This is a genomic window from Nocardiopsis sp. CNS-639 (genome assembly GCF_000381685.1).
GTDB lineage: Bacteria > Actinomycetota > Actinomycetes > Streptosporangiales > Streptosporangiaceae > Nocardiopsis > Nocardiopsis dassonvillei.
The window spans coordinates 1-26,006 of record NZ_KB906883.1; the positions used below are offsets into that span (position 1 = coordinate 1).

22 protein-coding genes are annotated in these 26,006 nt (G+C 72.6%); 8 read left to right on the forward strand and 14 right to left on the reverse strand.

Annotation, left to right across the window (positions count from 1 at the left end; genetic code table 11):
• Window positions 1–28 precede the first annotated feature (28 nt).
• Window positions 29–1,258: an IS110 family transposase gene (locus G011_RS0126995; RefSeq protein ID WP_019611153.1), complete on the reverse strand. Its 1,230-nt coding sequence runs from the start codon at window positions 1,256–1,258 to the stop codon at window positions 29–31.
• Window positions 1,259–1,661: 403 nt separating this feature from the next.
• On the opposite strand from G011_RS0126995, the gene G011_RS0127000 reads away from it, so the two are divergent.
• Together G011_RS0127000 and G011_RS0127005 are read left to right on the forward strand one after the other, a co-directional pair.
• The gene (locus G011_RS0127000) at window positions 1,662–2,774 is read left to right on the forward strand and encodes an ABC transporter ATP-binding protein (protein ID WP_019611191.1); all 1,113 of its coding nucleotides are present in this window, start codon (window positions 1,662–1,664) and stop codon (window positions 2,772–2,774) included.
• Window positions 2,771–3,406: a histidine phosphatase family protein gene (locus G011_RS0127005; protein WP_013154491.1), complete on the forward strand. Its 636-nt coding sequence runs from the start codon at window positions 2,771–2,773 to the stop codon at window positions 3,404–3,406. Before G011_RS0127000 ends, G011_RS0127005 begins: the two co-directional genes overlap by 4 nt.
• A gap of 278 nt (window positions 3,407–3,684) precedes the next feature.
• Here the strand turns inward: G011_RS0127005 and argG are convergent, their stop codons facing one another.
• The gene (argG, locus tag G011_RS0127010; RefSeq protein ID WP_013154492.1) at window positions 3,685–5,133 is read right to left on the reverse strand and encodes an argininosuccinate synthase; all 1,449 of its coding nucleotides are present in this window, start codon (window positions 5,131–5,133) and stop codon (window positions 3,685–3,687) included.
• Between the two features lie 241 nt (window positions 5,134–5,374).
• Between argG and G011_RS0127015 the strand changes: the two genes are divergently transcribed.
• From G011_RS0127015 to G011_RS0127025, 3 genes are all read left to right on the forward strand, one after another.
• Window positions 5,375–6,115, forward strand: a complete 741-nt coding sequence (locus tag G011_RS0127015; RefSeq protein WP_019611192.1) for a class I SAM-dependent methyltransferase — start codon at window positions 5,375–5,377, stop codon at window positions 6,113–6,115.
• 189 nt (window positions 6,116–6,304) lie between these two features.
• Window positions 6,305–6,712: a MerR family transcriptional regulator gene (locus G011_RS0127020; RefSeq protein ID WP_019611193.1), complete on the forward strand. Its 408-nt coding sequence runs from the start codon at window positions 6,305–6,307 to the stop codon at window positions 6,710–6,712.
• A gap of 663 nt (window positions 6,713–7,375) precedes the next feature.
• Window positions 7,376–8,875, forward strand: a complete 1,500-nt coding sequence (locus G011_RS0127025) for a SulP family inorganic anion transporter (protein ID WP_019611194.1) — start codon at window positions 7,376–7,378, stop codon at window positions 8,873–8,875.
• 192 nt (window positions 8,876–9,067) lie between these two features.
• Here G011_RS0127025 and G011_RS0127030 read toward each other — a convergent pair whose 3' ends face one another.
• The 4 genes from G011_RS0127030 to G011_RS0127045 all read right to left on the reverse strand — a co-directional run bounded on the left by G011_RS0127030 (window position 9,068) and on the right by G011_RS0127045 (window position 12,080).
• A complete protein-coding gene (locus G011_RS0127030; protein WP_013154496.1) occupies window positions 9,068–9,268 on the reverse strand; it encodes a ferredoxin in 201 nt (66 codons plus the stop codon).
• Window positions 9,265–9,957, reverse strand: a complete 693-nt coding sequence (locus G011_RS0127035; protein ID WP_019611195.1) for a TetR/AcrR family transcriptional regulator — start codon at window positions 9,955–9,957, stop codon at window positions 9,265–9,267. Before G011_RS0127035 ends, G011_RS0127030 begins: the two co-directional genes overlap by 4 nt.
• Complete coding sequence (locus G011_RS0127040; RefSeq protein WP_019611196.1) at window positions 9,951–11,171, reverse strand: cytochrome P450; 1,221 nt, start codon at window positions 11,169–11,171, stop codon at window positions 9,951–9,953. The genes G011_RS0127035 and G011_RS0127040 overlap by 7 nt, the downstream gene beginning before the upstream one ends.
• 144 nt (window positions 11,172–11,315) lie before the next feature.
• Complete coding sequence (locus G011_RS0127045; RefSeq protein WP_019611197.1) at window positions 11,316–12,080, reverse strand: SDR family NAD(P)-dependent oxidoreductase; 765 nt, start codon at window positions 12,078–12,080, stop codon at window positions 11,316–11,318.
• A 214-nt stretch (window positions 12,081–12,294) separates the two neighbouring features.
• Between G011_RS0127045 and G011_RS0127050 the strand changes: the two genes are divergently transcribed.
• Window positions 12,295–12,930, forward strand: a complete 636-nt coding sequence (locus tag G011_RS0127050) for a TetR/AcrR family transcriptional regulator (RefSeq protein ID WP_019611198.1) — start codon at window positions 12,295–12,297, stop codon at window positions 12,928–12,930.
• A 213-nt stretch (window positions 12,931–13,143) separates the two neighbouring features.
• Here the strand turns inward: G011_RS0127050 and G011_RS0127055 are convergent, their stop codons facing one another.
• The 4 genes from G011_RS0127055 to G011_RS0127070 form a co-directional block, all read right to left on the reverse strand.
• A complete protein-coding gene (locus tag G011_RS0127055) occupies window positions 13,144–14,478 on the reverse strand; it encodes an MFS transporter (protein ID WP_196808543.1) in 1,335 nt (444 codons plus the stop codon).
• A 142-nt stretch (window positions 14,479–14,620) separates the two neighbouring features.
• The gene (locus G011_RS0127060) at window positions 14,621–15,154 is read right to left on the reverse strand and encodes a hypothetical protein (RefSeq protein WP_019611200.1); all 534 of its coding nucleotides are present in this window, start codon (window positions 15,152–15,154) and stop codon (window positions 14,621–14,623) included.
• Window positions 15,151–16,419 carry an aconitase family protein gene (locus G011_RS0127065; RefSeq protein ID WP_196808544.1) on the reverse strand — a complete coding sequence of 423 codons (1,269 nt, stop codon included), beginning with the start codon at window positions 16,417–16,419 and terminating at the stop codon, window positions 15,151–15,153. The genes G011_RS0127060 and G011_RS0127065 overlap by 4 nt, the downstream gene beginning before the upstream one ends.
• A 2-nt stretch (window positions 16,420–16,421) precedes the next feature.
• Window positions 16,422–17,294, reverse strand: coding sequence for an oxaloacetate decarboxylase (locus G011_RS0127070; protein ID WP_026338705.1), 873 nt, complete (start codon window positions 17,292–17,294; stop codon window positions 16,422–16,424).
• Window positions 17,295–17,520: 226 nt separating this feature from the next.
• On the opposite strand from G011_RS0127070, the gene G011_RS0127075 reads away from it, so the two are divergent.
• Together G011_RS0127075 and G011_RS0127080 are read left to right on the forward strand one after the other, a co-directional pair.
• Window positions 17,521–19,131: a long-chain-fatty-acid--CoA ligase gene (locus G011_RS0127075; RefSeq protein ID WP_196808545.1), complete on the forward strand. Its 1,611-nt coding sequence runs from the start codon at window positions 17,521–17,523 to the stop codon at window positions 19,129–19,131.
• A gap of 110 nt (window positions 19,132–19,241) precedes the next feature.
• Complete coding sequence (locus G011_RS0127080; RefSeq protein WP_019611204.1) at window positions 19,242–20,066, forward strand: IclR family transcriptional regulator; 825 nt, start codon at window positions 19,242–19,244, stop codon at window positions 20,064–20,066.
• Window positions 20,067–20,344: 278 nt separating this feature from the next.
• Here G011_RS0127080 and G011_RS0127085 read toward each other — a convergent pair whose 3' ends face one another.
• From G011_RS0127085 to G011_RS0127100, 4 genes are all read right to left on the reverse strand, one after another.
• Window positions 20,345–22,648, reverse strand: a complete 2,304-nt coding sequence (locus tag G011_RS0127085; protein WP_026338706.1) for a rhamnogalacturonan lyase — start codon at window positions 22,646–22,648, stop codon at window positions 20,345–20,347.
• A 464-nt stretch (window positions 22,649–23,112) separates the two neighbouring features.
• The gene (locus G011_RS0127090) at window positions 23,113–24,138 is read right to left on the reverse strand and encodes an NAD(P)-dependent alcohol dehydrogenase (protein ID WP_019611206.1); all 1,026 of its coding nucleotides are present in this window, start codon (window positions 24,136–24,138) and stop codon (window positions 23,113–23,115) included.
• Complete coding sequence (locus G011_RS0127095) at window positions 24,135–24,950, reverse strand: iron-sulfur cluster assembly protein (RefSeq protein ID WP_019611207.1); 816 nt, start codon at window positions 24,948–24,950, stop codon at window positions 24,135–24,137. The genes G011_RS0127090 and G011_RS0127095 overlap by 4 nt, the downstream gene beginning before the upstream one ends.
• 1 nt (window position 24,951) lies before the next feature.
• The gene (locus tag G011_RS0127100) at window positions 24,952–25,962 is read right to left on the reverse strand and encodes an amidohydrolase family protein (RefSeq protein ID WP_019611208.1); all 1,011 of its coding nucleotides are present in this window, start codon (window positions 25,960–25,962) and stop codon (window positions 24,952–24,954) included.
• Between the last annotated feature and the right edge of the window lie 44 nt (window positions 25,963–26,006).

Below are 26,006 nucleotides of genomic sequence, written 5' to 3' on the forward strand. Positions count from 1 at the left end.
CCGAAAGACATCTCAGGTGGCCAAGTTGTCAAGCCGCGACCGCTAGATCGGAGGTGAACGCGCGTTGCTCGTCGAAGGCCTGGCCGGTTTGCAGGCAGTGGAACAGCTGTCCCAGCATCCGGTTGAGCAGGTGCCGCTGGGCCTGGGCGTGCCAGTCGCCTCGGTCCCGGCGCCGCCGGTAGTGTGCGTAGGCTCCAGAGGACCTGGTCAGCGCGGAGAACGCCCACAAGAAGCCAGCGCTGATCAGCCGGTCGTTCTTGATGAACCGCCTGCCCACGAACCGTTTCCGCCCAGAGGCGCGGGTGATCGGGGCGGACCCGGCGTAGGCCTTCAGGCTGCGTGCGTCGGCAAAGCGAGCGCGGTCGTCTCCGATCTCGGCGAGCACCCGGGCACCGAGCTGAACGCCCATGCCGGGGAAGCTGAGCAGGATCTCAGCGTCCGGGTGCGCGCGAAAAGACTCCTCCACCGCCTGGGCGAGCTCGTCGGCCGCCGCACAGGCGGCGTCCAGCTGGCGGATCAGCGCCAAGAGCTGGATGCCCATGGCGTCCTCGATCCGCTGGGGCTGGTGGGCCCAGGTGGCGCGGAAGATGCCCCGCAGCCGCTTGGCTTCTTCCTCGATGCCGCGTTGGCGGCCGGCGCGTTTGAGCGCCGATCTGAGCTGGGCCAGGGACAGGCGTGCGGCTCGCGCCGGGGTGGGTGCGGCGGCCAGAACCGCTCTGGCCTCGGAGCGCGCCAGCCCGTGCTGGCGTCCCTGGAAGGCCTCCAGAGCGGACGGGTAGTAGTCGCGCAGCAGCGAGCGGACCTGGTTGACCAGCTGCTGGCGTGCCCAGACCGTGTCCTGTTGGGCGCGGGCCATCACCGCCAAGGCGCGCACCTGTTCGCTGTCGGCGGGCAGGGGCCGGTGCGCCGCCATATCGGTGCGCAGGATGTTGGCCAGTACCAAGGCGTCGCCGGGGTCGGACTTGGCCCGGGAGACGCTGTGCCGGTCGCGGTAGCGGGCGGCGGCCAGCGGGTTGATCGCGTACACCCTCCTGTCGCCGGTGCGCAGGGCGGCGACGAGCAGACCACGGCCGGTCTCGATCGCGACCGGGACCGGGGTGGCGGCGCTGTCGCCGTGTTCGGCGAGCAGCTCCAGCAGATGCCGGTAGCCGTTGGCGTCGTCGCTGATCCGGCGCTTGGCCAGCAAGGTCCCGTCGGTATCGACCAGGGCGACGTCGTGGTGGGCCTCGGCCCAGTCAATCCCGCAGAACACCGCCATCTACTTCTCCCTCGTTGGTGTGCTGGTGGTGGGCCTGTGCGGCCCGCGCGGCGCCCTAATTCCAAGGCTCTGGGGCCTGCCATCTCAGTAGCCGTTCGCGGTACCAGCGCACCGCAGGGGCCCCGGTCTTGTTCAGAGCTCTCAGGCTCGGGATCAAGAAGTGGGGGTCGCCCTGCGGTCGGCTCGCACCACAAAGCTCAACGTTCACACCTGGGGTTGGGTTTCGCGACGGCCCGAAGGCACCGGGCGCCACCGGTCTTTCGTGAGGCCTCATCGGGCCGGGACCCATCGGGGGTCTGCCCGGTGCCCACGTGGCCGCAGCGAAACCTGTTCGTCTTTGACCAGTCCAACGGTCCCTTCAACGGGTCTGGTTGGAACCGCTTACACACGAATTAGGACCGACATGCGCTCCGAAACCTCCTCGGCCTCCCTGACCATCACCGACCTGCGCAAGGACTTCGGTGACACCGCAGCCGTGGACGGCGTCTCGATCGACGTCCCGGCGGGCTCCTTCCTCGTGCTGCTCGGACCCTCCGGCTGCGGGAAGACGACGACCCTGCGGATGCTCGCCGGACTGGAGAACCCCACCGGGGGCGAGATCCGGTTCGGCGACCGCGTCATCGCCCGCGGCGACGGGACCGAGATCGTGCCGCCCGCCGAGCGCGAGGCCGGTCTGGTCTTCCAGTCCTACGCGCTGTGGCCGCACAAGACCGTGCGCCAGAACATCGCCTGGCCGCTGACCGTGGCCAGGTGGTCCAAGGCCGACCGGCGGGCCCGCAGCGAGCAGGTGCTGTCGATGCTGTCGATCGAGGACCTGGCCGACCGCTATCCGGGGGAGATCAGCGGCGGCCAGCAGCAGCGGGTGGCGATCGCCCGCATGATCGCCCCGCAGCCCAAGGTGCTGCTCTTCGACGAACCGCTGTCCAACCTCGACGCGAAACTGCGGGTGGACACCCGGGGCGAGCTGATGCGCGTGCACCGGTCGACCGGCGCCACGAGCGTCTACGTCACGCACGACCAGGTGGAGGCGATGACGATGGCCACGCACATCGCGCTCATGAAGGACGGCCGGATCGAGCAGTTCGGCACGCCGCGGGAACTGCTGGAGTCGCCGCGCACCGCGTTCGCCGCGACGTTCGTCGGCACTCCCCCGGCCAACATCATCGAGTGCCGGGCCGGGGGCGGTCGGCTGTCGGCCCTGGGCGCCGACTGCGGCGCGGCTCCGGCGTCGGTCCCGGACGGAATCGTCCGGGCGATGTACCGGGCGGGTTCGCTCGGGATCGACCGCGACGCCTCCGCGCCCGGGTCCCTGGAGGCGGTCTTCGCCGACCAGGTGCCGATGGCCGACAGGTGGGTGGTGGGCGTGGACCTCGCCGACGGAACCCGGGTGAACGTCTCCCGGGACACGCCGGTGGACCTGCGGCCCGGGGACGCGGCCGGTCTGCGGCTGCCCGAGGCGCCGGACGCCTACTTCGACGCCGCGGGCGACCGCCTGGACACCGGGGAGGCCCGATGACGCGGCTGATCCTGGTCCGCCACGGCGAGACCGAGTGGAACGGAGAGCGCCGCCTCCAGGGGCAGCAGGACATCGGGCTGTCGGAGGCCGGACGCCGCCAGGTCGCCGCGCTGGCGGAGACGGTCCGCTACCTGGACCCCGGCTACGTCGTCACCTCCGCGCTGCGCCGCACGCGGGAGACCGCCGAGGTCCTCGGGGTCAGCCCGCACGCGCGCGACCCCCGGCTCAACGAGGCCTACCTGGCCGGGTGGGAGGGGCGGTACTCGGCGCAGATCAAGGAGGAGGACGGCGGTGTGTACGCCGCGTGGCGCGCGGGGCGGTTCCATCCCCCGGGCGCGGAGAGCTTCGGCGAACTCACCGACCGGGTGGTCGAGGGGATCGGCGCCGCCGCCCGCCGGGCGCACGCCGACGGCCACGGGACGCTTCTGGCCGTCACCCACGGGGGGCCGGTGCGGGCCTTCCTCCTGGCCGCCGTCGGGCTCGACCCGGCGCGCACGGTGCCCAGCCACCCGGCCAGTCTGAGCATCCTGGACGTCGACCCCGGGGCCGCGTCCCTCACCGAACCGGGTGCGGCCAGGCTCCGGCTGTTCAACTACTCCCCGGCGATGTCGCCGCTGGACCCGCCGGACTGACAGGCGGGGCACCGGCCCACGGCGGCACGGCCCGGCGGCTTCCGGCCGGGCGGGCGCCCGGTGCCGGATTCCCGCCCCGTGTCGGCTTCCGCGCGGGCCCGTCGGCTCGGAAGGGCCGGTCACCGCCGGGGCGGGAGCGCTCGTGCGGCGCTCCCGCCCCGGCCGCGGGTCGGTCCGGCGGGCCCTGCGCACCGGTGCGCAGACCGGAGGCCCGGATCAGCTCCGGGTCGAGGTCCGACCGGCCCCCGCGCACTGGCGCGCGGGCCGGGTCCGGATCCTCAGTCGTTGCCGGACTCCATCGCGGCGTGGTCGAGCAGGTCGTCGCTCTCAGGGGCCTGGCCGCGGGAGGCGATCGCCTCGGCGCCGCCCTCGGGCATCGCGCCGATGAGCCCGGTCGAGGCCGCCTGGGCGGCGCCGATCGACGTCGGGTGCGAGGTGCCGACCATGCCGACCCTGGAGTACTCCTCCAGCTTGGCGCGGGAGTCCGCGATGTCGAGGTTGCGCATGGTCAGCTGGCCGATGCGGTCGACCGGGCCGAACGCGGAGTCCTCGGTCCGCTCCATGGACAGCTTGTCCGGGTGGTAGCTGAACGCCGCCCCGGTGGTGTCCATGAGGGAGTAGTCCTCGCCGCGCCGCAGCCGCAGGGTCACCTCGCCGGTGACCGCCGTGCCCACCCAGCGCTGGAGGGCCTCGCGCAGCATCAGCGCCTGGGGCTCCAGCCAGCGGCCCTCGTAGAGCAGCCTGCCGAGCCGTCGGCCGTCGTTGTGGTAGCTGGCGAGGGTGTCCTCGTTGTGGACCGCGTTGACCAGCCGCTCGTAGGCCGCGTGCAGCAGCGCCATGCCCGGGGCCTCGTAGATGCCGCGGCTCTTGGCCTCGATGACGCGGTTCTCGATCTGGTCCGACATGCCCAGGCCGTGCCGGCCGCCGATGGCGTTGACCTCGTTGACCAGGTCGACGGCGGTGGCGAAGGTCTTGCCGTTGACGGTCACCGGGCGGCCCTGCTCGAAGCCGATCGTGACGTCCTCGGGGGTGATCTCGACCTCGGGGTCCCAGAACCGCACGCCCATGATGGGCTCGACGATCTCGATGCCGGTGTCGAGGTGTTCGAGTGCCTTGGCCTCGTGCGTGGCGCCCCAGATGTTGGCGTCGGTGGAGTAGGCCTTCTCGGTGCTGTCCCGGTAGGGCAGGCCGTGGGCCAGCAGCCACTCCGACATCTCCTTGCGGCCGCCGAGCTCGTTGACGAAGTCGGCGTCCAGCCACGGCTTGTAGATCCGCAGGGAGGGGTTGGCGAGCAGGCCGTAGCGGTAGAACCGCTCGATGTCGTTGCCCTTGAAGGTGGACCCGTCGCCCCAGATCTGCACGCCGTCCTCGAGCATCGCGCGCACCAGCAGGGTGCCCGTGACGGCCCGCCCGAGGGGGGTGGTGTTGAAGTAGGTGCGGCCGCCGGAGCGGATGTGGAAGGCTCCGCAGGCCAGCGCCGCGAAACCCTCCTCCACCAGCGCCTCCCGGCCGTCCACCAGGCGGGCGCCCTCGGCGCCGTAGGCGGTGGCGCGGCCGGGGACCGAGGCGATGTCGGGTTCGTCGTACTGGCCGATGTCGGCGGTGTAGGCGTACGGGACGGCGCCCTTGTCGCGCATCCACGCGACCGCCACCGAGGTGTCGAGGCCACCGGAGAAGGCGATACCGACGCGCTCGCCGACGGGGAGGGAAGTGAGTACCTTGGACATGGAAATAAGTATGCGCCCTTATGAATGAGCATGCAATCTGGGGGGCCGCATGTCGGTGTGGGATACATCCCTGACCTGCCGCGCGGGGCATCGGGGCCGGGGCCCGCTCCCCCCACCCTGCCCGGGACCGGGGCCGCCCGACCGGCGACGCGCCGGACGCTCCCGGGCGGTCGCGCCCCGCGCCCGCGGGGCCGCGGGAAAACCGCGTGCGCCCCGGGGGAGCGCGGGTTAGCGTTCCGAGATGAGCGCACAGGAGAACCACTTCGCGGAGAGCGTCGCGGCGACCTACGACGAGTCGTCGGCGGAGATGTTCGAGCCCGCCGTCCTGGGTCCGGCCGTCGACCTCCTGGAGGAGCTGGCCGGTGGCGGCCGGGCCCTGGAGCTGGGGATCGGGACGGGGCGCGTCGCGCTGCCGCTGGCCCGCCGCGGGGTTCCGGTGCACGGCATCGACCTGTCCGAGGCGATGGTCGAACGGCTGCGGGCCAAGCCCGGCGGCGACGCGGTCGGGGTGACGGTCGGCGACTTCGCGACGACCCGGGTGGAGGGCGCGTTCTCCGTCGCCTACCTGGTCTTCAACACCATCATGAACCTGACCACGCAGGACGAGCAGGTGGCCTGCTTCCGCAACGCCGCCGACCACCTCGAACCCGGGGGCCACTTCGTCATCGAGGTCGGCGTCCCCGACCTGCGCAGACTGCCGGAGGGCCAGGACGCCGTGCCGTTCCACGTGGGTTCGAACCGGCTGGGGTTCGACGTCTACGACGTCGCCACGCAGGCGATGAGCTCGCACCACGTCACGGTCGCCGACGGGCGCGGCACGTACCGGTCGGTCCCCTTCCGATACGTGTGGCCCGCCGAACTCGACCTGATGGCGCGGCTCGCCGGGATGCGCCTGCGCGACCGGTGGGACGGGTGGACCCGGGAGCCGTTCACCAGCGCCAGCCGCCAGCACGTCTCGGTCTGGGAGAAGCCCGTCGGCTGAACCCGGGGCAGGCCGGTCCTCCTGACGCGGGCGCACCGCGAGGTCCCGGTGTTCCCGCCGGACCGACAACGGCTTTACGGAGGGGGCGCGCCCGGCGGGGCCGGGTTCGCGGGGGCCACCGCGCCCGACGGCGGGCCGCGCCCCGCCGGAACCGACGTTAGAGTCGAGTGGACGAGAGGGGGTGCCGCGATGTCCGGGGCGCAGCACATGCAGATCGGCGAGGTCGCCGAGCGGACCGGCCTGTCCCTGCGCACGATCCGCTACTACGGCGAGGTCGGCCTGGTCGAGCCCTCCGCGCGCTCCCGCGGCGGCTTCCGGCTCTACACCGAGACGGACGTGGACCGCCTGAACCTCATCAAGCGGATGAAGCCGCTGGAGTTCAGCCTGGAGGAGACCCGCGAGCTGTTGGAGGCCGTCGACCGGCTGGGTTCGGCCGAGACCGGCCCCGAGGAGCGGCGGGCCCTGAGCGAGAGGCTCGACGCCTTCGAGGCGGCCATCGTCGCCCGCTGCCAGGCCCTGCGCGACCAGTTGGCGATGGCCGAGGAGTTCGCCGAGCGGCTGCGCGAGCAGCGCGCCCGGGACAACGCCACCGCCTAGCGTCCGCCGGGACCGAGCCGCCAGCACCCCGGGGCGGGAACCCGCTCCCCCGGCTCCCCGCTTCGCGGGTCACCGCACACCGGCACCGCTCCGGGACGGAACCCGCGCCCCGCGCCCGAGCCGGGGACCGGGGCGTTCCGCCGCGGCCGTGGAACACGGCCGCCTTCGCCCCCCGGGCGCGCGCCATGGACCGCGCCCCACCCCACCAGCCGCAGGCTGAAACCGTTCCCGCGAGACGCGGGCCACGGACACGGACCCGCGGCCCCGACCGCACCCGCACCCGCACCCGCACCCGCACCCGCACCGACGGTCACGGTGCGCCGCCACCAGTGGAGCGCCCACCCCCGCCCGGAGGAACAGCCGCACCCTTCCGTCGTGTGAGGGTTGTCTCAGTCGCCGCGAGTGAATCAGACTCTCACGTAAGAGTAGAGTTTCTCCGGGTCGTCACCCCGCACACGAGCGGAGGACCACCACACCCTCTTCCCGGCCCGGCCCAGGGGCACGGCCGGGCCCGCGGCGACGAAGCCGCGCCGGGGCGTCACCGACACCGCACCGGATCCCCGTGCGCACCAGCGCACCCCCGCCTCACCCGGCGCGCGTCCGCGCCGTGCACGAACGCCTGACCCGACACCGCGGTCCTCGTTGTGGGCTGCCCGAAACCCGATGGGTGCCATGAAACTGCCCGTGAAGACCCCCAGGTCACTCAAGGCCCGGATCCCCGCCGCCGCGCAGCTGCGCGCCGACGTGCTGGCCGGACTGGTCGTCGCCCTGGCCCTGATCCCCGAGGCCATCGCCTTCTCCCTCATCGCCGGGGTCGACCCCCGCGTGGGCCTGTACGCCTCCTTCGTGATGGCCGTGTCCATCGCCTTCCTGGGCGGGCGGCCCGCGATGATCTCCGCCGCCACCGGAGCGATGGCCCTGGTCGCGGCGCCGCTGTCGATGGAGCACGGCGTCGACCACCTGATCGCCGCCACCATCCTGGCCGGGCTCATCCAGGTCGCCCTGGGCCTGCTCGGGGTGGCCAGGCTGATGCGGTTCGTGCCGCCCAGCGTCATGACCGGGTTCATCAACGCCCTGGCCATCCTCATCTTCACGGCCCAGCTGCCCTACCTGGAGGGCGTGGGCGTGCCGATCTACGTCATGGTGGCCGTGGGCCTGGTCATCGTCTTCGGCCTGCCCCGCCTGACCAGGGCGGTCCCCGCGCCGCTGGTGGCCATCGTCGTGCTCACCGCGGCCGCGCTGGCCCTGGGCATCCCGGCGCAGACGGTCGAGGACATGGGCGAACTGCCCGACACCCTGCCCGTGCCGCTGATCCCGGACGTGCCCTACACGCTGGACACGCTGGTCCTGATCGCCCCCTACTCGCTGACCCTGGCCCTGGTGGGGCTGATGGAGTCGCTGATGACCGCCAAGGTCGTCGACGACCAGACCGAGACCGCCTCGAACCACGGCCGCGAGGCCCGCGGACAGGGCATCGCCAACGTGCTGGTCGGGTTCTTCGGCGGTATGGCCGGGTGCGCGATGATCGGCCAGACCATGATCAACGTCAAGTCCGGGGCCCGCACCCGCGTCTCGACCTTCCTGGCCGGCGTGTTCCTGATCATCCTGTGCGTGGCCCTGGGCGACCTGGTGGGCATGATCCCGGTCGCGGCGCTGGTCGCGGTGATGTTCTTCGTGGCCATCGTGACCTTCGACTGGCACAGCGTCGCCCCGGCCACCCTGAGGCGGATGCCCTGGACCGAGACCCTGGTCATGGTCATCACCGTCGCCGTGGTCGTGGCCACCCACAACCTGGCCCTGGGCGTGATCGTCGGGGTCGTGGTGTCCATGGTGCTCTTCGCCCGCCGGGCCGCCATGCAGGCCGACGTCACCAGCGTGCTCGACCCCGAAGGCGGCACCCGCGTGTACTCGGTCAACGGCGAGGTGTTCTTCGCCTCCACCGGCGAGCTGGTCAACCGGTTCGACTACACCGAACAGGGTCTGGAGAAGGCGGTGGTGGACATGTCCAACGCGCACGTGTGGGACTCCTCGGCCGTGGCCGCCCTGGACCAGGTCACCGAGCACTTCCGCAGGCACGGGGTGCGGGTGGAGATCACCGGCCTCAACGGGCCCAGCGCACACCTGCACCGGGAGCTGTCCGGGACCCTCACCGGCGGCCACTGACCCGGGGCGCCGGGGGGCGGTCCGCCGGAAGCGTGGCGGGCCGCCCCCGTGTTTCCTCGGACTGTGCCCCGGCCGCGGCGGTGCCGGGGAAGGACGGGCACGGCCGGGCGGGACGGGTACGGCCGGGCGGAACGGACGAGCCTGACCGGGCACGGCCGGTCGCGGGACGCGCACTCCCCCCGCCCGGCGCGGTCAGGCCTCCTCGTCCACGTGGATCGCTCCGGTGGGACAGACCTGCCCCGCCTCGCGCACGGCCGGGTACAGGTTCTCCGGCGGCCGTTCGGTGAGCAGTTCGACGATGCCGTCCTCCTCCCGCTGGTCGAACACCTCCGGGGCGAGCAGCACGCACTGACCGGCGCCGCAGCACCAGTCCTGGTCGACGGTCACCCTCATGGTCGCTCCTCCTTCGTCGTCGCGGCGTGGTCGTGCCCCTCGGCCGGGGTCGCGGGGGCGAGCCAGACCCCCGTGAGCGCGTCCACCAGTCCGGTCGCCGTGTCCTCCCAGCTGCACCGGGGCGTCGCCGTCTCCTCGGCGAGCGCGCGCTCGCGTTCGGCGCACGTATGCACGATCAGGTGGCGGGTCATGTCCTCGCGTTCGGCGCGCACCCGCGGCGGCAGGTCGGGCAGGCTGGCGCGCAGGCCGAGGAGGACCCGCCCGAGCGGGGGCGAGGTGAGCGTCTCCTCGGTCATGATCACGCGCAGGCCCGGGTCGGTCATGACCTGCGCGGAGAAGCGGGCGAACCAGCTCGGGACGCCCAGGTCCGCGAGGTGCCGGGTCACCGGCCGGACCAGGCAGGCGATCCAGTCGCCCGCCCCGGCCGGGTCGCACGCCTCCTCGACCGCCCGCGCCCACAGCGGTTCGAGCCGGTCGGTGTGCGTGCGCACGATCGCGCGCACGAGGTCGGTCCTGGTGCCGAAGTGGTAGCCGACCGCGGTGTTGTTGCCCTGACCGGCGGCCGCGCCGATGCCGCGGTTGGACACCGCGAACAGGCCGTGTTCGGCGAACAGGCGCTCGGCGGTGGACAGGATCAGTTCCCGAGTGGCGCCGGCCCGTTCGGTCCGCGTCCGCGGCACGGTCACCACCGGACCGGGACCTCGCGCAGTCCGCCCACGACCAGGCCGTCGAGTCGCCGCAGCTCCGCCGCGGGGACGGCCAGCTCCAGCGTGGGGAGTCTGCGCAGCAGCACGTCGAGCACGGCCTGGAGTTCGGTGCGGGCCAGCGCCTGCCCCAGGCACGAGTGCGCCCCGGCGCCGAAGCCCAGGTGCGGGTTGGGCACGCGCCCCAGGTCCATCTCGTCCGCGTTCTCGAACGCGCTCTCGTCCCTGTTGGCGGCGCCCATGCTGCACATGACGGTGGTCCCGGCGGGGACGGTGGCGCCGCCGATCTCGGTCTCCTCGGTGATGTAGCGCGGCAGGCCGAGCCCGGAGTTGGCGTCGAAGCGCAGCGCCTCCTCCACGGCGGAGCGCACCAGCGTCCGGTCGGCCAGCAGCCTCTCCCAGCGGCTCCGGTCGTCCAGCAGCATCGCCACCATCTTGCCGATCATGTTGGCGGTGGTCTCGTGCCCGGCGACCAGCAGGCCCATGCTGGTGGCGACCAGCGCGGAGGTGGGCAGGTCGTACCCGGCCTCGGCGGTCTCGGTGATCAGGGAGCTGATCAGGTCCTCGCGCGGCTCCGCCCGCTTGGCCTCGACGTGGCCGCCCATGTACGCGAGGAACTCGGCCTGGGCCCGGTCCATCTCCTCCTGGGTGTAGCGGGTGAGGTTGAGCAGCGCGTCCGACCAGTGGGAGAAGCGGTCGCGGTCGGAGTCGGGCACACCGAGCATGTCGCAGATGACCCACACCGGCAGGGGGAAGCCCAGGTCCGCCCTGAGGTCGGCCGGGTGGCCGCGCTCGACCATGCCGTCGACGAGCTGGTCGGCCATGGCCTCGATGCCGGGCCGCAGCGCGTTCATGCGCCTGGCGGTGAACCATTTGCCGACCAGCCGCCGCCACTGCCGGTGCTCCTCCCCGCTGTCGGGAACCGCCGCCGCCAGGTCGCTGTTGAACACGCCGCCCGTCGCGCTGGCCGAGACCCGGGCCGCGTCCTCGGCGTCGAGCCGCCGGGTGAAGCGCGGGTCGGAGAGCACCCGCCTGACGTCCTCGTAGCGGGTGACCACCTCCGCCCGGTCGCCGCTGGGCAGCCGTACCCCGGCGACGGGGCACCGCCGCCTCAGCTCGGCCCACTCGGCGGGCGGCTCCAGCGCCTCCGGGCCGGGGAAGGGGTAGTCCAGCAGCGGTTCGGTCCCGTCGGCACCCACAGCCCTCACTCCTCTGCGTCAGCGGCGTGTACACGTACAGTGAACGTCCGCCGCGGCGTTGAGTCAAGCGACTGACTTAAGAAGTGGGGCGTCGGGGCGGCCGCCGTCGCGGACCCGGGGCCGGGTCCGCGCGCGGTCGTCTCCTCAGACGGCCGACCAGCCGTTGTCCACCGGCAGCACCGCGCCGCTGATGCTGCTCGCCGCGTCGGAGGCCAGGAAGACGACGGCTGCGGCCAGCTCCTCGGCCCGCGCCACGCGGCCCATGTTGGACATGAAGGTGCCGAGGGTGGTCGGGCCGTGGGGCGCGGAGGCGACGTCGACGGTGATCGAGGTGGCCGTGCCGCCCGGGGCGACGGCGTTGACCCTGATCCCCTTGTCGCGGTACATGACCGCGGTGGACTTGACCAGGCCGACCACGCCGTGCTTGGAGGCGGTGTAGGCGGCCCCGGCGGCGCTGCCGCGCAGGGAGGCCTCCGATGCGGTGAAGACGACCGATCCCCGGCCCTGCTCCGCCATCAGGGGCAGGACGGCGCGGGTGAGCAGGAAGGGCGCGGTCAGGTTCACCCGCAGGAGCCGCTCCCAGACCGCGTCGGTGACGTCGGCGGTGGCGGACATGTCGTCCATGATCCCGGCGTTGTTGACCAGGACGTCGACACCGCCGAGGCGTTCGACGGCCGTGGCGACGACCTGGTCCACGACCTCCTGGCTGCTGAGGTCGCCGACCACGGTCTCGGCGGTGCCCCCGGCCGCGCGGATCTCCTCGGCCGCCTCCCGCGAGGTGTCGGCGTTGAGGTCGGCGATCAGGACCCTGGCGCCCTCCTCGGCGAAGCGCAGCGCGCTCGCGCGGCCGATGCCGGAGCCGCCTCCGGTGACGATGACGTTCTTGTCCTTCAGGCCCAGGCCGGTCATGGGAAGCCCTCTCGTTGCCGCTGGTGGCGGCCACGGCGGCCGCTATTGTCACTGTAGGACTTTTTGTCACTCAGAGACAAATATTGTTGTGCCTGGTCCGGGCGCCAGTAGAGTGGATCCGCCCAGGCAGCGTGCACACGGGAGGGGGACGGTCGTGCCGGGAACACCGTCCGCGCAGACGCCCCGCGCACCCTCGGGGCGGGGACGCCCGCCCATGACCGAGCGGCGCAGGGAGATCGTGCGCATGGAGATCGCGCGCGCGGCCGTGCGGCTGTTCACCGAGAACGGGGTGTCGGGCACCACGGGCGACGACATCGCGCACGCGCTCGGTATCTCCACCAGGACGCTGTGGCGGTACTTCCCCAGCAAGGAGAGCTGCGTCCGGCCGCTGCTGACGACGGGCCTGGAGCACATGGCCGAACGCCTGCGCGCCTGCCCTCCCGGGATCCCCCTCCTGGAGTACCTGGAGCGGGAGCGGTTCTTCGACGGCGAGCCGCAGGTCGTGGAGGGTCCCGTCGCCGACCTCATCCGGATGACCCGCGGCGAGCCCGCTCTCATGGCGGTGTGGCTGGAGGTCCACCACGCCGCCGAGTCCGTCTTCGCCCGGATCATCGCCGACCGCACCGGCGAGTCCCCCGACAGCCTGCCCGTCCGCGTCCAGGCGGCCACCCTCAACTCGGCGCTGCGCCTGGCCGCCGAGGAGCGGGCGCGCCTGGGGGACGACGGGCGCGGCCTTCCGCCGGAGGGAGTGGGGCCGCTGCTGCGCACCGCGCTGACCACCGCGGCCCGCGGCCTGCCCGCCTTCGGGCACGGCGGCGGGGACGAGCGCGGGGACACGCCCCCGGACTGAGACCCCTCCGGCCGCCGTGCGCGGGGGCCTGCGCACGCGGGAGCGCCGGACCGTGAAGGCGGGCCTTCGGCCGCCCCATGCGCCGGGATCCGCGGCGACCGCGGGTGCTGCGGAACCGTCCTGTCCACCGGCCGCCGTGCGCGGGGCCCGCAACCGGACGGGGTGACGCTGGGGGCTCCGGCCCGGCGGCCGCGGGCCGGGCCGGAGCCGGGTTCAGGCCGGGAGCTCCCCGTCGCGGGTGGAGCGGACCGTGAACGCCGTGACCAGGCCGACCACCGCCACCCCCATCACCCAGTACGCCGGGGACACCGGGTCGCCCGTCGAGGCGACCAGTTGGGCCGCGATGTAGGGGGCGGTCCCACCGGCGACGATGGTTCCGATGTTGAAGCCCAGGGCGACCCCGGTGTAGCGCACGGCCCGCGGGAAGAGTTCGGTGAACAGCGGGAACGCCGGGACCTGGAGCGCCGCGTTGAGGACCATGAACACCAGGTACATCAGCCCGATGACCAGCAGCCCCGAGGCCTGCGACATGACGAGCAGGATGGGGTAGGCCAGGAAGACGTACCCGACGCACCCCGCGGTGAGCACCCTCAGGCGTCCGAAGCGGTCGGCGAGCAGGCCCAGGAACGGCATGCACGCGCAGGCCGCGGCGATCACGGCGGCCGAGAGCCAGTACACGTCCTGGGAGTCGTGGCCCAGATCGTTGATCAGGTACACGTTCATGTACGTCAGTCCGACGTACCCCGTGCCGTTGGTGGCGATGGCCAGGCCGACGACCTTGAGGACGGCGCCCGGGTTGCGCCGCAGCACGTCGGTGAAGGGGCTGCGGGCCACCTCCGCCCTGGTCTCCATCTCCCTGAAGTCGGGGGTGTCCTCCAGCTTCAGCCGCGCCCACAGGCACAGCAGGGTCAGCGGGACGCACAGCAGGAACGGGATGCGCCACCCCCATGCCGTCATCTGCTCGGGGGCGAGGAGTCCGACGACGGCGCCGGTCACGGCGGCCGCGACCGCGAAGCCGAGCGTGGAGCCGGTCGGGGTGAACGCGCCGAAGAAGCCGCGCGTACCGGCCGGGGAGGACTCCGCGATGTAGGTGGCCGACCCGCCCACCTCGCCTCCGGCGGAGAAGCCCTCGGCCATGCGCACGACCACCAGCAGGATCGGGGCGATGATCCCGGCCTGCGGGTAGGTGGGCAGCATGCCCATCAGGGCGCAGCACACGCCCATGCTGACGACGGTGGAGACCAGCGCGACCTTGCGTCCGGTCCGGTCACCGAGGCGGCCGAAGAAGATCCCGCCGAGCGGCCGCATGAGGTAGCCGGACCCGAACACGGCGAGGGTGGCCAGCACCGAGGTGGCGGGGTTGGAGCTGGGGAAGAACAGCGGGGCGATGACGACGGTCAGGAAACCGTAGACGCTGAACGCGTAGTACTCGATCAGGGTCCCCACCCCACCGGCGACCGCGGCTCGCAAGGCGGTGCGCCGGTCGCGCACGGGCGCGCCGACGGGGGTCGGTGCCGGGGAGCTCCCGGCGCTGTCTGGAGAGGACAAGGCGATGCCTCCTGGTGAGGACGGGACGTGGGCGCCCGTCGGGGGTCCACGGGGAAGGACGCCTCCCCGTGGGCCGGGGCGGCGGGACGGGGCGCCGGTCCGGCGCTCCCGCGTGTCGGTGGGGCGGTCCTGACCCGGCCGGTCAGCCCGCGGTGTGTGTCGAGCGGTGCTCGGACAGGAGCAGGTTCAGGCTTCCTCCCGCCTCGATGACCTTGACCACGCGCTCGGTGAGCGGGTTTCCGGTCAGTTCGGCGTCCCGGTCGGGCATGCGTACGGACGGGCGCCGCCAGTCGACCTCGACGCGGTCCCACCGCCGGACGGCGCGGGTGATGCCCGGGACGGTCAGCAGCGGCATGCCGTTGTAGGTCTCCCCGCGCCAGAAGCCGGGTGAGAAGGACTCGGCGATCACGGCCGTCACCCCCAGGTTGCGCAGCGCGACGAGCGGGGGGTAGTGCGGGTGCCCGTAGCCGAAGTTGCGGCCCCCGACGACGACGTCGCCGGGGCGCACCTCGTCGACGAACGCGGGGTCGTAGTGCCGCATGCACACGCTCCGCAGCACGTCGGGGTCGTAGTACTTGATGTTCTCCACGCCGATGATGAGGTCGACGTCGAAGTCGTCCCCGAAGACCCAGGCGACGCGTCCCCTGATGACGTCGGGCGGCGGAAGCGGACTCATGACCCGGTCACCTCCCGCACGTCGCAGATCCGCCCGGTCACGGCGCTGGCGGCGACGGTGTAGGCGGAACCCATGTAGATGTTGGCGTCGGTGCTGCCCATGCGCCCGGAGATGTTGAGCACCCCGGTGGACACGCAGTTCTCCCCGGCCTCCAGGGGCTTCTGGTAACCGAAGCAGAAGTCGCAGCTGGACTCGGCCACGGCCGCTCCGGCGTCGCGCAGCACGTCCAGCAGTCCCTCCGCCTCGGCCTGGCGGTGGATCACGGCCGAGGTGGGGACGACGTTGAGCTGCACTCCGTCGGCGACCCGGCGGCCCCGCAGCACCCGGGCGGCGGCCCGGATGTCCTCCAGCCTCCCGCTGGCGCAGGAGCCGATGAACGCCTTGGTGACGGGGGTGCCCTCCAGCTCCGAGACCCCCCGCGTGTTCTGGCCCCTGGCCGACCCGGGCAGCACGACCTGCGGCTCCAGCTCCGAGAGGTCGATCTCGTGTACACCGGCGTAGACCGCGTCGGGGTCGCTGTACAACGGCTCGGGGACGGTGTCGGGCACCGTGCGGGCGTACTCCAGCGAGAGTTCGTCCGGGTTGAAGATCGCCGACACCGCGCCGGTGAACATCGCCATCCCGCACAGGCCCTGCCTGCGGTCGATGCTCATCGAGCGCGCTCCGGGGCCGGTGAACTCCATGACCTGGTGGGCGCAGCCGTCGGCCCCGAGCCGGGCGATGATGGTGTGGATGAGATCGCGGTTGTCCACGCCCTCGGGGAAGGCCCCGGTGAGCTCGAAGCGCACCGACTCCGGCACGTCCAGGAAGATCTGACCGGTGACCCACGCCTCCAGGAGGTCGCGCCGCACCCCCCATCCGAGCGCTCCGAAGGCCCCCAGGCCGCTGATGTGGCCGTCGAAGTGGATGAGGAACCGGCCCGGGAGGGCGTAGCCGAGTTCGGCGGCGACCTGGTGGCCGATCCCCTCGGCCTCGTGCAGGGTGATCCCGTAGAAGTCGCACCAGTCGCGGGTGACCTGGTGGACCTCCGCCTCCTTGGCGCTGCCCCGCGTGAGCATGTGGTCGATGAAGACCAGGTAGCGCTCGGGGTCGGCCAGTTCCGTGATGCCGAAGTCGTCGTGCATCTGGCGGAACATCACGTCGGTGTAGCCGGGGAAGTCGTAGGCGATCATGTGGTCGGGCCGGAACGCGCGGTTGTCGCGGGCGCGGACCTCGGTCCCCCCGGCGGCCCGGCCGAGGATCTTCTCGGTGATGGTCAGGCCCATGCTCACTCGCCTCCCCGCGCGGCGGGCAGGTAGTCCCGCTGGGCGGCCTCGACCTCGGCGAAGCCGATCAGGTCGACGAACTCGTGGTGCTGGAGCGCGTCGGCGCTCACCTGGGCGGGGGGCTCTCCCCCGGCCAGCCTGCCCAGGGCCCGGCGCATGGCCCCCGTCGCCGCCATCAGCACCTGGGTGGGCAGGAGCGCGAGCGCGACCCCGACCTCCTCCAGCACCCGGGGGGTGAACTCGCGCTCGGTCCAGGTGGACGCGGTGAGCGTGGCGACGAGGGGGACCCCCGCCGCCTCCCGGCACTTCGACCACTCGTCGACGGTGGAGAAGGTCCTGGTGACCGGCATGATCATGTCGGCTCCGGCCCCGGCGTAGGCCTCGGCGCGGCGCAGCGCGTCGTCGCCCGTGGCGTCGGTGCGCGCGATGACGAGGACGTCCTCGCCGACGGCGTCCTTGACCGCGCGGACCTTCCCCTCCCCCTCCTCCGTCGGGACCAGGGGCACCGGGTCGCCGACGCAGAGGGGACAGCGCTTGGGCGACTCCTGGTCCTCCATGAAGACGGCCGCGACCCCGGCGTCGCGGAAACGGCGGCCCGCCCGCGCCGCGTTGACGGCGTTGCCGTACCCGGTGTCGATGTCGGCGATCAGCGGGAGGCCGCTCGACTCGCGGATCCGGCGGGTCGCGTCGAGGTTCTCCGTCATCGTGTAGAGCTCGGCGTCCGGGTAGCCGAGGGAGGCGGAGACGGCGAAGCCCGAGGCGCACAGGGCCGAGAACCCGGCCTGTTCGGCCAGGCGCGCGGTGAGCCCGTCCCAGACCCCAGGCGCGTAGACCACTCCCGCGTCCATCAGCTCGCGTAGTCGCTGGGCTTCCATACCGCCTGCCTTTCGTATAGCGGAACGCGTTTCAAAAGGAGGCTAAGGAGGCGTATGATCCTGTGTCAAGGATCACTTCGGTACGTAACTCAGCCGACACTCGACGGGTCTACGTGCCGGAACGCCACATACCGACCGGGCGGTCCGTGCACGGGGGATCCCGTGTCCACACCACACGGAACACGTTTCGCACAGAACGGGAGAGTGAGCCGCGATGATCTCCGTGATGCAGACCGAACCGCTGGGGCTGCACCAGGTCTTCGACCGGGCCGAGACGACCTTCGCCGACCGCGGGATCGTCGGCCGGGAACCGGACGGCGTCCGCACCCTGGACTACGCCGCGCTGTTCGCCGGGGCCCGCGGACTCGCGCAGGTCCTGACCGGCCTCGGGCTCCGTCCCGGCGACCGGGTGGCGACCTACGCCTGGAACACCCTGGACCACATGCGCGCCTACGTCGCGATCCCCGGCGCGGGCATGGTCATGCACACCGTGAACATCCGCCTCAGCGCCGACGAGATCGCCTACACGCTCGGCCACGCCGACGACCGCGCGGTGCTCGTGGACGGGTCCCTGTGGGAGGCCTGGTCCGCCGTCGACCTCCCCGACACCGTCGAACACGTCCTCGTCATGGGCGATGCCCCCGAGCTGCCCGCCGTCCAGGGCGCGGCGCGCGTGCGCAGACTGGAACTCCCCGCGGCCCCCGAGCCCCGGAGCTGGTGGCGTCCCCGTGACGAGAACGAGGCGGCGGGCGTGTGTTACACGTCGGGCACCACCGGCCGCCCCAAGGCTGTGGTCTACAGCCACCGGTCGGTCTACCTGCACGCGCTCACCCTGTGCACGACCGACGCGTTCGCCATCGGCCACCACGACGTGGTGCTGCCGGTCGTGCCGATGTTCCACGCGAACTCGTGGAACCTGCCCTACGCGGCCCTGGTGTCGGGCGCCGGCCTGGCCCTGCCCGGCCGCCACCTGGACCCGCTGAGCCTCGCGGGCTTCGTGCGCGACGCCCGGGCGACGTTCGCCGCCGGTGTCCCCACCGTGTGGTCCTCCCTGGTCCGGGCGGTGGAGGAGGGCCGGGTGCCCGCCGACGCGCTGGCGACCCTGGACCGGGTCGTCATCGGCGGCTCCTCCGCGTCCGAGAACCTGCTCGACGCGCTCGCCGGCCTCGGGGTCCGCCCCGTCCACGCGTGGGGCATGACCGAGTGCTCACCGGTCGGTCTGGTCGCCGTGGAACCGTGCGTCGCCGACGAGGCGGCGCGTGCGGCGGCCCGACGCACGCAGGGCCGTCCCCTGCCCGGCCTGGCGGTCCGGTCGAGGGCCGCCGGAGGGGAGGTTCCCCGGGACGGCGCCAGCGTGGGGGAGCTGGAGATCAGCGGTCCCTTCGTCGTCGACCGCTACCACGCCCCCGAGCAGGACGACGGCGCCTCCTTCGACTCCTCCCCCGACGGCCGCCGCTGGCTGCGCACCGGGGACATGGTCACCATCGACGCGCGGGGGTACGTGACCCTGGTCGACCGCGCCAAGGACATGGTCAAGTCCGGCGGGGAGTGGATCTCCTCGGTCGACCTGGAGAACAGGCTGGCCGCCCACCCGCGGGTGAGGGAGGCGGCCGTCATCGCGGTCCCCGACCCGACCTGGGGCGAGCGGCCCGTCGCGGTCCTGTCCAGCACGGACGGCGGGGAGATCGCCGCGGACGAGCTGCGCGGCTTCCTGGGGGAGGGGTTCGCGCGCTGGCAGCTCCCCGACCGGTTCGTGATGGTGGAGGAGGTCCCCAAGACCAGCGTGGGCAAGTTCGACAAGAAGCGGATGCGCGCGGTGTACGGCAGTGGGAGCTGAACCGGGCGGCGGCACCGCGCCCGCCGGAACCGGATCCACGGCGTCGGGCGGGCCGCGATCCGGCCGCTACCCTGTCATCGACGGCCGCACGTGCGAGGAGGTCCCCTTCGGTGGCGACGATCGACGGTGAACCGGCCGTTGGACCCAAGGGCGTGGTCAACTCGGTGCTCCGCGCCTGTCGGCTCCTGGAGTGCTTCACCCATGAGCGGCACGCGCTCACCCTGGGTGAGCTGGCGGAGGAGACCGGTCTGAACAAGACCACGGTGCACCGCCTGTTGGCCACGCTGGTACAGGTCGGCTGGGTCAGCCAGCGCGCGGACGGCGCCTACAAGGTCAACATGCGGCTGTTCGCCGTGGGATCGACCGCGCTCGCCGAACTCAACCTGCGCGACGAGGCCGCTCCCCTGCTGCGCGGCCTGGCCGCGCGCACGGGCCACACGGCCTACCTGATGGTGCCCTCGGAGGACGGCGCGGTCTGCATCGACCTCGTCGAGGGATCGGGGCCGCTGACGATCAAGAAGATCGCCGTCGGCAGCGTGCTGCCCTTCCACGCCGCGGCGGGGCCGATGACGATGCTGGCCTTCTCCGCCGACCTGCGGGAACGGTGGCTGGCCCGGCCGCTGCGGAGCTTCACCGCGCACACCATGACCGACGAGCAGGCCCTGCGGACGCACCTGGAACGGATCGCGTCCGAGGGCTACACGGTCAGCGACGAGGACTTCCTGGACGACGTGGGCGCCGTGGCGGCCCCCGTCTTCGACTCCTCCGGAGGGCTCGCCGCCACGGTGAGCCTGGGCGGCCCCGCGACGCACTTCCGGGGGTCGGGCCTGGTCGGCCTCATCGCGGCCGTCCGCGAGGCGGCGGCCGAGCTGTCGGTCCAGTTGGGCGCCCGGCCCCGGAGCGGCCCGCCGGAGGCCGGCCCCTCCGTCCGGTAGGAGGCGGCGGTCCGCCCGCCGCCTCCCGCCGGGGCCGCCTTCGCTCGGCGCTTTCTCCGCACAAGAGGTGTCCCCCGGTGGCCGCAGTGGCCGCGCAGCACCGGCCGGGGCGCCCTCCGGCCCCCGGGCGCGGCCCGTCCCGACCGCGTGAGGACACTGCGCGGACACGACTTCCACACGGACGGCCGGTGTCGTGGTGACACCAGCCGTAAGGGGCCCGGGCCGGGAGTGTGCCGCTCCCGGCCCGGGGCCCCGACGCCTCTTCGCGCTCCCGCCCCCTACTCGGGGTAGACGGCTTCGGGGACCTGCACCCGCGCCCAGTCGGTGTCCGTGCCCAGGTGGAAGGACGTGTACGCGGGCTGGTTGTAGCCGGTCTGCTGCCGGGCCACGTCCACCCGGTACTGCGGGTCGTGCATGAGGGTGTGCAGCCGGTGTCCGGTCACCTCGGTGCTGGTGAGGATGCGCAGCGCGCCGCTGTCGCTCGTGCGCAGGACCAGCTCCTCGCGCCAGTCGCCGAGCACGTCCGCGACCAGGGCGGGGTTGCCCTTCGTCCCGTTGTTGGTGAGCGTGCCCTCGGCGGTGAGCAGGGTGCCGCGCCGCCAGTCCCCGATCCTCGGGTCCTCGGTGCCCTCGACGATCTGCGTGGTCATGTCGGCGGACCAGCGGATGCTCATGTTCGTCCCCGGGGTGCGGTCGCCCAGGAACTCCCCGTCCGCGCTCCACAGGCCCGCCTCGCCCCCGCCTCCGGGCGGCATCGAGGACCACGCCTCCAGGCCGGGGACGTCCGGGTCGACGTCGCCGACCATGCCCCGGCCGGTGTCGGTGCCCGTGTACCCGCCGAACAGCACCTCGCCGGTGGCGGCGTCGCGCATCGCGAACCCATACGGCGCGCTCGCGCCGCCCTCGTGCACGGTCCAGACCTCCAGGCCCTCGCGCCGCGAGTCGAGGTCGCCCACGTGCATCGCGTCGCCGTGCCCGAGCTTGGTCGTCTGGCCCTCGATGGCGCTCCCGGGAGGCCCCTCGGCGTGCGAGGAGTACAGCAGCGACCCGTCGTCGTCCAGGGTCGCGGAGCCGTAGACGATCTCCTGGCGTCCGTCGGCGTCCACGTCGGCCACGCCGAAAGAGTGGAAGCCCTGACCGGCCAGCGTGCCCAGTTCGGGGTCGGAGCCCCGTCCCCCGTGCGGGGAGGCGTGGAACGGGTTGTCCATGGGCACGTGGCCGCTGTCCGCGACCCAGCGCGTGCTGATGTCCTCGCCGTCGAAGTCGTAGGCGGCCACCGCCGAGCGCGTGTAGTAGCCCCGGGCGAACACCGCCGACGGGCGGGTGCCGTCCAGATAGGCCACGCCCGACAGCAGCCGGTCCACCCGGTTGCCCGGTTCGATGCGCGCCATCGCGTAGTCGCCCCACAGCAGGCCGTCGTCGCCCCGGCCCGGCTCGTAGCGGACGGTGTCCAGCTCCGCGCCGGTCTCGCCGTCGAACACCGTCAGGTACTCGGGGCCGTCCACGATGAAGCCCTCGAACTCGCGCAGTTCGTTGCGCGCGCTGCGCGAGGGCGCGTACTCGTCGAGGAAGAGGTCCGCGAGGGCCCCGGCGTCCTCCTCGCTCAGGGGGTAGTCGTACCTGGGCCCCCCGCCGAAGGCCTCCTCCAGGGTGGCGGGCCAGTTCCCGGCCACCACCTCGGGGTGCCCGTGCCAGCCACGGAACACCTCCACGACGTGCTCGCGGTAGTCCTCGGCGCTCATCCGGTAGTCGTCTCCGTGATCGACTCCGGCCTCGACGTCCTCGTCCGGCAGGGTGATGTGTTCCCCGGCCGCTCCGCCGTCCCCGTCGAAGGTCAGCGTCCGGGTGCCCGGGGCGGTCTTGAGCATGATCTCCGAACGGCCGTCGCCGTCGAGGTCGTAGACGACGAACTGCGTGTAGTGCGCGCCCGAGCGGATGTTGACGCCCAGGTCGATGCGGTGCAGCAGCTCGCCGTCCAGGGTGTAGGTGTCCACGTACGTCGGACCGGTGTAGCCCCGCTGCGAGACGTCCTTGGAATTGGTGGGGTCCCACTTGACGACGAACTCGTACCGCCCGTCGCCGTCCATGTCGCCGACGCTGACGTCGTTGGCGGTGTAGCCGTACTCCTCCCCCGCCGGGGTGGTGCCGCCCTCGGGTTCGCGGAGCGGCAGGTCGTGGTGCCCCTCGGCCCACACGGAGGACTCGCCCTCGGGGCCGACGCCGGGCCTTCCCCGGGGGACGGGGACCACCCGGTACTCGGAGTCGGCGCCGCCCTCCCCGTCCAGGAAGTTGGTGCTGTCGCGCACGATGGCGATGACGTCACCGTCCCGGTACACCCGGAACTGCGGGCCCCGGAGCCCGGAGCCGGTGTGCCCGCCGACCTCGGAGGCGAGCAGGCGCCAGCTCAGGAAAACGCCTTCCGGGGTGTCGACCGCGACCAGGCCGCGATCCAGCCGTTCGAGCTGGACGCCGGAACCGGTGTCCGGCTCGGCCAGCGCGGCGGAGCTTCCGGCCATCACCAGGGCACATACGCCCGCGAGCAGCGGACTCGTTCTTCGGACGGAACGCGGGGGGATCCCCATGGGCACGCCTCCTTGAACAGCGGGAGTGACCCACGTTACAAGGCAAGCGCTTTCCGACCAAGGCCCCCACCGAGGGGGCCGCCGCCGCTGCGCCGGGGACACACCCGCGCACGACCGGGGCCGCACCCGCCTGTGCCAGGCCACCGCCCGCGACCGGGACCACCCCCCACCGGGAGGCCCCGCCCGCACCGGGACACCCGGCTCGCGATCCGAACGCCCTGACCGCAACCGGGACCGCCTCCCGGGCCGGGACACACCGTCGCGCACCGGCGACACGCACCGGCGGCACGCGAACGGGCGCGGCTGGCACGCCGGACCTCCCCTTCCGCCCTCCGGCGGAGGCGGTGTCCGTCCCCTCGACGCGGACCGCCCCTCACCTCGGGCGGACCCGGCGTGCCGCCGCGGGCCCGACCGGTCCCGTGGGCCCGGCCGGGCGCTCCCTCCCGGCGTGGTCGAAGATCCCCCTACGGGACGAGGATCGCGCGGCCCCGGATCCGCCCGGCGTCGAGGTCGTCCAGCGCGTCCTGGAAGCGGTCGAGCGGGTACTTGCTGGTGTGCAGCCGCACGTGTCCCCTCGCCGCCAGCACCATCAGCTCGCACAGGTCGTTGTAGGAGCCGACGAGGTTGCCGACGAAGTTGATCTCCGCCGAGATGACGTCGATCGTCGGCACGTCGATGTTCTCGCCGTACCCGACGACGTGGTAGTCCCCGGCACGGCGCAGGAACCGCACCCCGTCCGAGGTCGCCCCGCCCTCCCCCACGAAGTCGATGACGGTCTCGGCGCCGTGGCCGCCGGTGAGTTCGAGGACCTGCTCGACCTGCGTGCCGTCCGCGACCACCCCGTGGTCGGCGCCGATCGAGGTGGCCAGGGCGACCGCGTCGGCGTTGCGGTCCACCGCGATGATCTCGGCCGCGGTGATCGCCTTGAGCACCTGGATGCCGATGTGCCCGAGACCCCCGGCGCCGATCACCGCGCAGCGGTCGCCGGGACGCAGGCGGCGCGCGGCCTTGGCCGCCGCGTGGTAGGCGGTCAGCCCGGCGTCGGCGAGCGCGGCCACGTCGGAGGGTTCGAGGGAGTCGTCGATGCGCACCACGCTGCGCGCGGAGGTCTTGAGGTACTCGGCGTAGCCCCCGGCCGTGTCGATGCCGGGGAAGAGGTTGTTCTCGCAGTGGACGTCGTCACCGGAGCGGCAGGCCCGGCACAGGCCGCAGGTGATCAGCGGGTGCACGATGACCTTGTCGCCCTCGGAGACGTTGGTGACGCCGCTGCCCACGGCGTGCACCCAGCCCGCGTTCTCGTGGCCGATCGTGTAGGGCAGGGTGACACCGGACTTCTGGGCCCACTGCCCCTCCAGGATGTGGATGTCGGTGCGGCAGACTCCGGCGCCGCCGATCCTGACGATGACGTCGAAGGGACCGGTGACCTCCGGGGCGGGCACCTCCTCCATGCGCAGGTTCTGGCCGTAGCCGACGACCTGGACTGCCTTCATGACTGCCTCGCTTGAACGGTGAGCGGAAGTGTGTGGGCGGGCGGGGCCTGGTCGGCCTCCGACCCGGGGTAGCGGGTGCGCAGCAGCCCGCGGCAGAAGTGCGAGTTGCCCTCGATGGAGATCCGGGTGGAGCGGGCGAACCTCAGCCGCAGCGGGACCTCCTCTCGGGGGAAGGGGGCGCCGTGGTCGTCCACGAGCACACGCGCGGACGGGTCGCGGTTCAGCCCGAGCGCCGCGCGGCGCCGCAGCAGCGCCCGCCCCGCCCGGTCGTCGGGCAGGTCGGCGAGGGTGAGGTCGTGCAGGTCCTCCTCGGCCAGGCCGGGGTCCGCGCGCAGCAGCAGGGTCAGCGCCCGCTCCATCGCGGCGGCGTGGGCCTTGCGCCGGAAGACCAGGCGCAGCTCCTCCAGGTCCTCCTGCGCCTCGTCCCCGAACGTGCCGCGGTAGCCCGCGTCCGCGGCCAGGCCGCGGTTGATCCTGTCCGAGTCGTGGTGGTCGTCGAGGAGGACCGCGACCTCACGTACGCCGGACAGGTCGGTGAGCACATCCTTGGCGTCGGAGGCCATGAGGTAGGCGAAGTTGGGCGCGCAGAACGAGGTGGGCAGCCGCAGGTGGACGGTGAGCGCGCCGCCGTCGGCCCTGACCGAGCGGACGAAGCCCAGGTCGGTGACGGGCTCGTCCAGCTCGGGGTCGTACACCGCGTCCAGCGCCCGCAGCGCCGCGAGTTCCAGTTCGGCGTCCTGCGGAGTGCCGGGTTCGGAGGCCGTGTGCGCGGTTTCCGGGCGCTCCAGTTCGGCGTGTCCGTGCGGGCGCATGTCAGGCCACCGCCTTGGCGTCGGCGTCGGCCGTCAGACCCAGCCCCTGCGGCACCTCGATGCCGTACATCGCGGCCGCGTTGAGCCCGAGGATCTTCTTCTTCTGGTCCACGGTGACCGGCGCGTACTCGGTCATGTCCTCGGGGATCTGGAAGTCCACGAACTTCTCCACCAGCCAGCGCGGGGTCCACAGGGCGTAGTCGCTGGAGAACTGGATCCGGTCCTCGTCCAGCCAGTACAGCAGCTCGCCGAGGATCTGCGCGAAGTAGCGCGGCCGCGTGTGGATGAAGGGGATCGCCACCGCCAGGCCCGCGTGCACGTTGGGCTCCTGGGTCGCGATCCAGCAGAAGTCCTCCAGGCGGGGCAGCCCGCAGTGCTCCACCACGAAGTTGAGGTCGGGGAAGTCGGTCGCCGCGTGGTCCACGTCGGCCACGTCGAAGGCGTCGCGGTCCAGCGGCCGGATCGTGGGCCCCTTGTGGACGTGGATGTTGCGGATCCCGAGTTCCTGGCAGGTCTCCAGGTAGCGGTAGGTCCACGGGTCGTCCAGCTTGTACCCGCGCGAGCCCTCCTTCCACTCGGCGGTGTAGAGCTTGACCCCCTGGAGCCCGAACCGCTCGGCGTCGCGGCGCAGCCACTCCAGCCCCTCCTCCTCGAAGCGCGGGTCCCAGCAGTGGTTGTAGGTGAGCTTGTCGGGGTGGGCCTGGGTGAGCGCGAAGGCCTCCTCGGCCTGCCCGAACCCGTTGCGGTAGAAGGCGCCGAGGTGGGCGGGCTGGAAGATGGCGTGGTCGACGTAGCCGTCGGTGAACAGGTCGCGCATCAGGCGCTCGCCGCCGTAGTAGAGGAAGTCCTCGTACGGCCACAGCTCCGACTCCGGGCCGAGGTTGCGGTGGTAGTCGTAGAAGCAGTCGATGAACTGCTTGCCGTGGATGTTGAGCTGGTTCTCGGGACGCGCGTCCCACAGGGCCACGTGCGCGTCCACGACGAAGTAGTTCTCGCCGTCCTTGCTGTACATGCTTCCTCCCACGGGGCCGGGTCGAATCGGCCGTTTCGCTGGAA

Bases quoted from the DNA above. Each gene is read 5' to 3' on its own strand.
- G011_RS0127020 (WP_019611193.1), top strand. From the start codon at position 6,305: ATGTCCGGGGCGCAGCACATGCAGATCGGCGAGGTCGCCGAGCGGACC.
- G011_RS0127075 (WP_196808545.1), top strand. From the start codon at position 17,521: ATGCAGACCGAACCGCTGGGGCTGCACCAGGTCTTCGACCGGGCCGAG.
- argG (WP_013154492.1), bottom strand. From the start codon at position 5,133: ATGTCCAAGGTACTCACTTCCCTCCCCGTCGGCGAGCGCGTCGGTATC.
- G011_RS0127085 (WP_026338706.1), bottom strand. From the start codon at position 22,648: ATGGGGATCCCCCCGCGTTCCGTCCGAAGAACGAGTCCGCTGCTCGCG.
- G011_RS0127090 (WP_019611206.1), bottom strand. From the start codon at position 24,138: ATGAAGGCAGTCCAGGTCGTCGGCTACGGCCAGAACCTGCGCATGGAG.
- G011_RS0127045 (WP_019611197.1), bottom strand. From the start codon at position 12,080: ATGACCGGCCTGGGCCTGAAGGACAAGAACGTCATCGTCACCGGAGGC.
- G011_RS0127070 (WP_026338705.1), bottom strand. From the start codon at position 17,294: ATGGAAGCCCAGCGACTACGCGAGCTGATGGACGCGGGAGTGGTCTAC.
- G011_RS0127025 (WP_019611194.1), top strand. From the start codon at position 7,376: ATGGGTGCCATGAAACTGCCCGTGAAGACCCCCAGGTCACTCAAGGCC.
- G011_RS0127095 (WP_019611207.1), bottom strand. From the start codon at position 24,950: ATGCGCCCGCACGGACACGCCGAACTGGAGCGCCCGGAAACCGCGCAC.
- G011_RS0127005 (WP_013154491.1), top strand. From the start codon at position 2,771: ATGACGCGGCTGATCCTGGTCCGCCACGGCGAGACCGAGTGGAACGGA.
- G011_RS0127030 (WP_013154496.1), bottom strand. From the start codon at position 9,268: ATGAGGGTGACCGTCGACCAGGACTGGTGCTGCGGCGCCGGTCAGTGC.
- G011_RS0127100 (WP_019611208.1), bottom strand. From the start codon at position 25,962: ATGTACAGCAAGGACGGCGAGAACTACTTCGTCGTGGACGCGCACGTG.
- G011_RS0127000 (WP_019611191.1), top strand. From the start codon at position 1,662: ATGCGCTCCGAAACCTCCTCGGCCTCCCTGACCATCACCGACCTGCGC.
- G011_RS0126995 (WP_019611153.1), bottom strand. From the start codon at position 1,258: ATGGCGGTGTTCTGCGGGATTGACTGGGCCGAGGCCCACCACGACGTC.
- G011_RS0127015 (WP_019611192.1), top strand. From the start codon at position 5,375: ATGAGCGCACAGGAGAACCACTTCGCGGAGAGCGTCGCGGCGACCTAC.
- G011_RS0127050 (WP_019611198.1), top strand. From the start codon at position 12,295: ATGACCGAGCGGCGCAGGGAGATCGTGCGCATGGAGATCGCGCGCGCG.
- G011_RS0127060 (WP_019611200.1), bottom strand. From the start codon at position 15,154: ATGAGTCCGCTTCCGCCGCCCGACGTCATCAGGGGACGCGTCGCCTGG.
- G011_RS0127065 (WP_196808544.1), bottom strand. From the start codon at position 16,419: ATGGGCCTGACCATCACCGAGAAGATCCTCGGCCGGGCCGCCGGGGGG.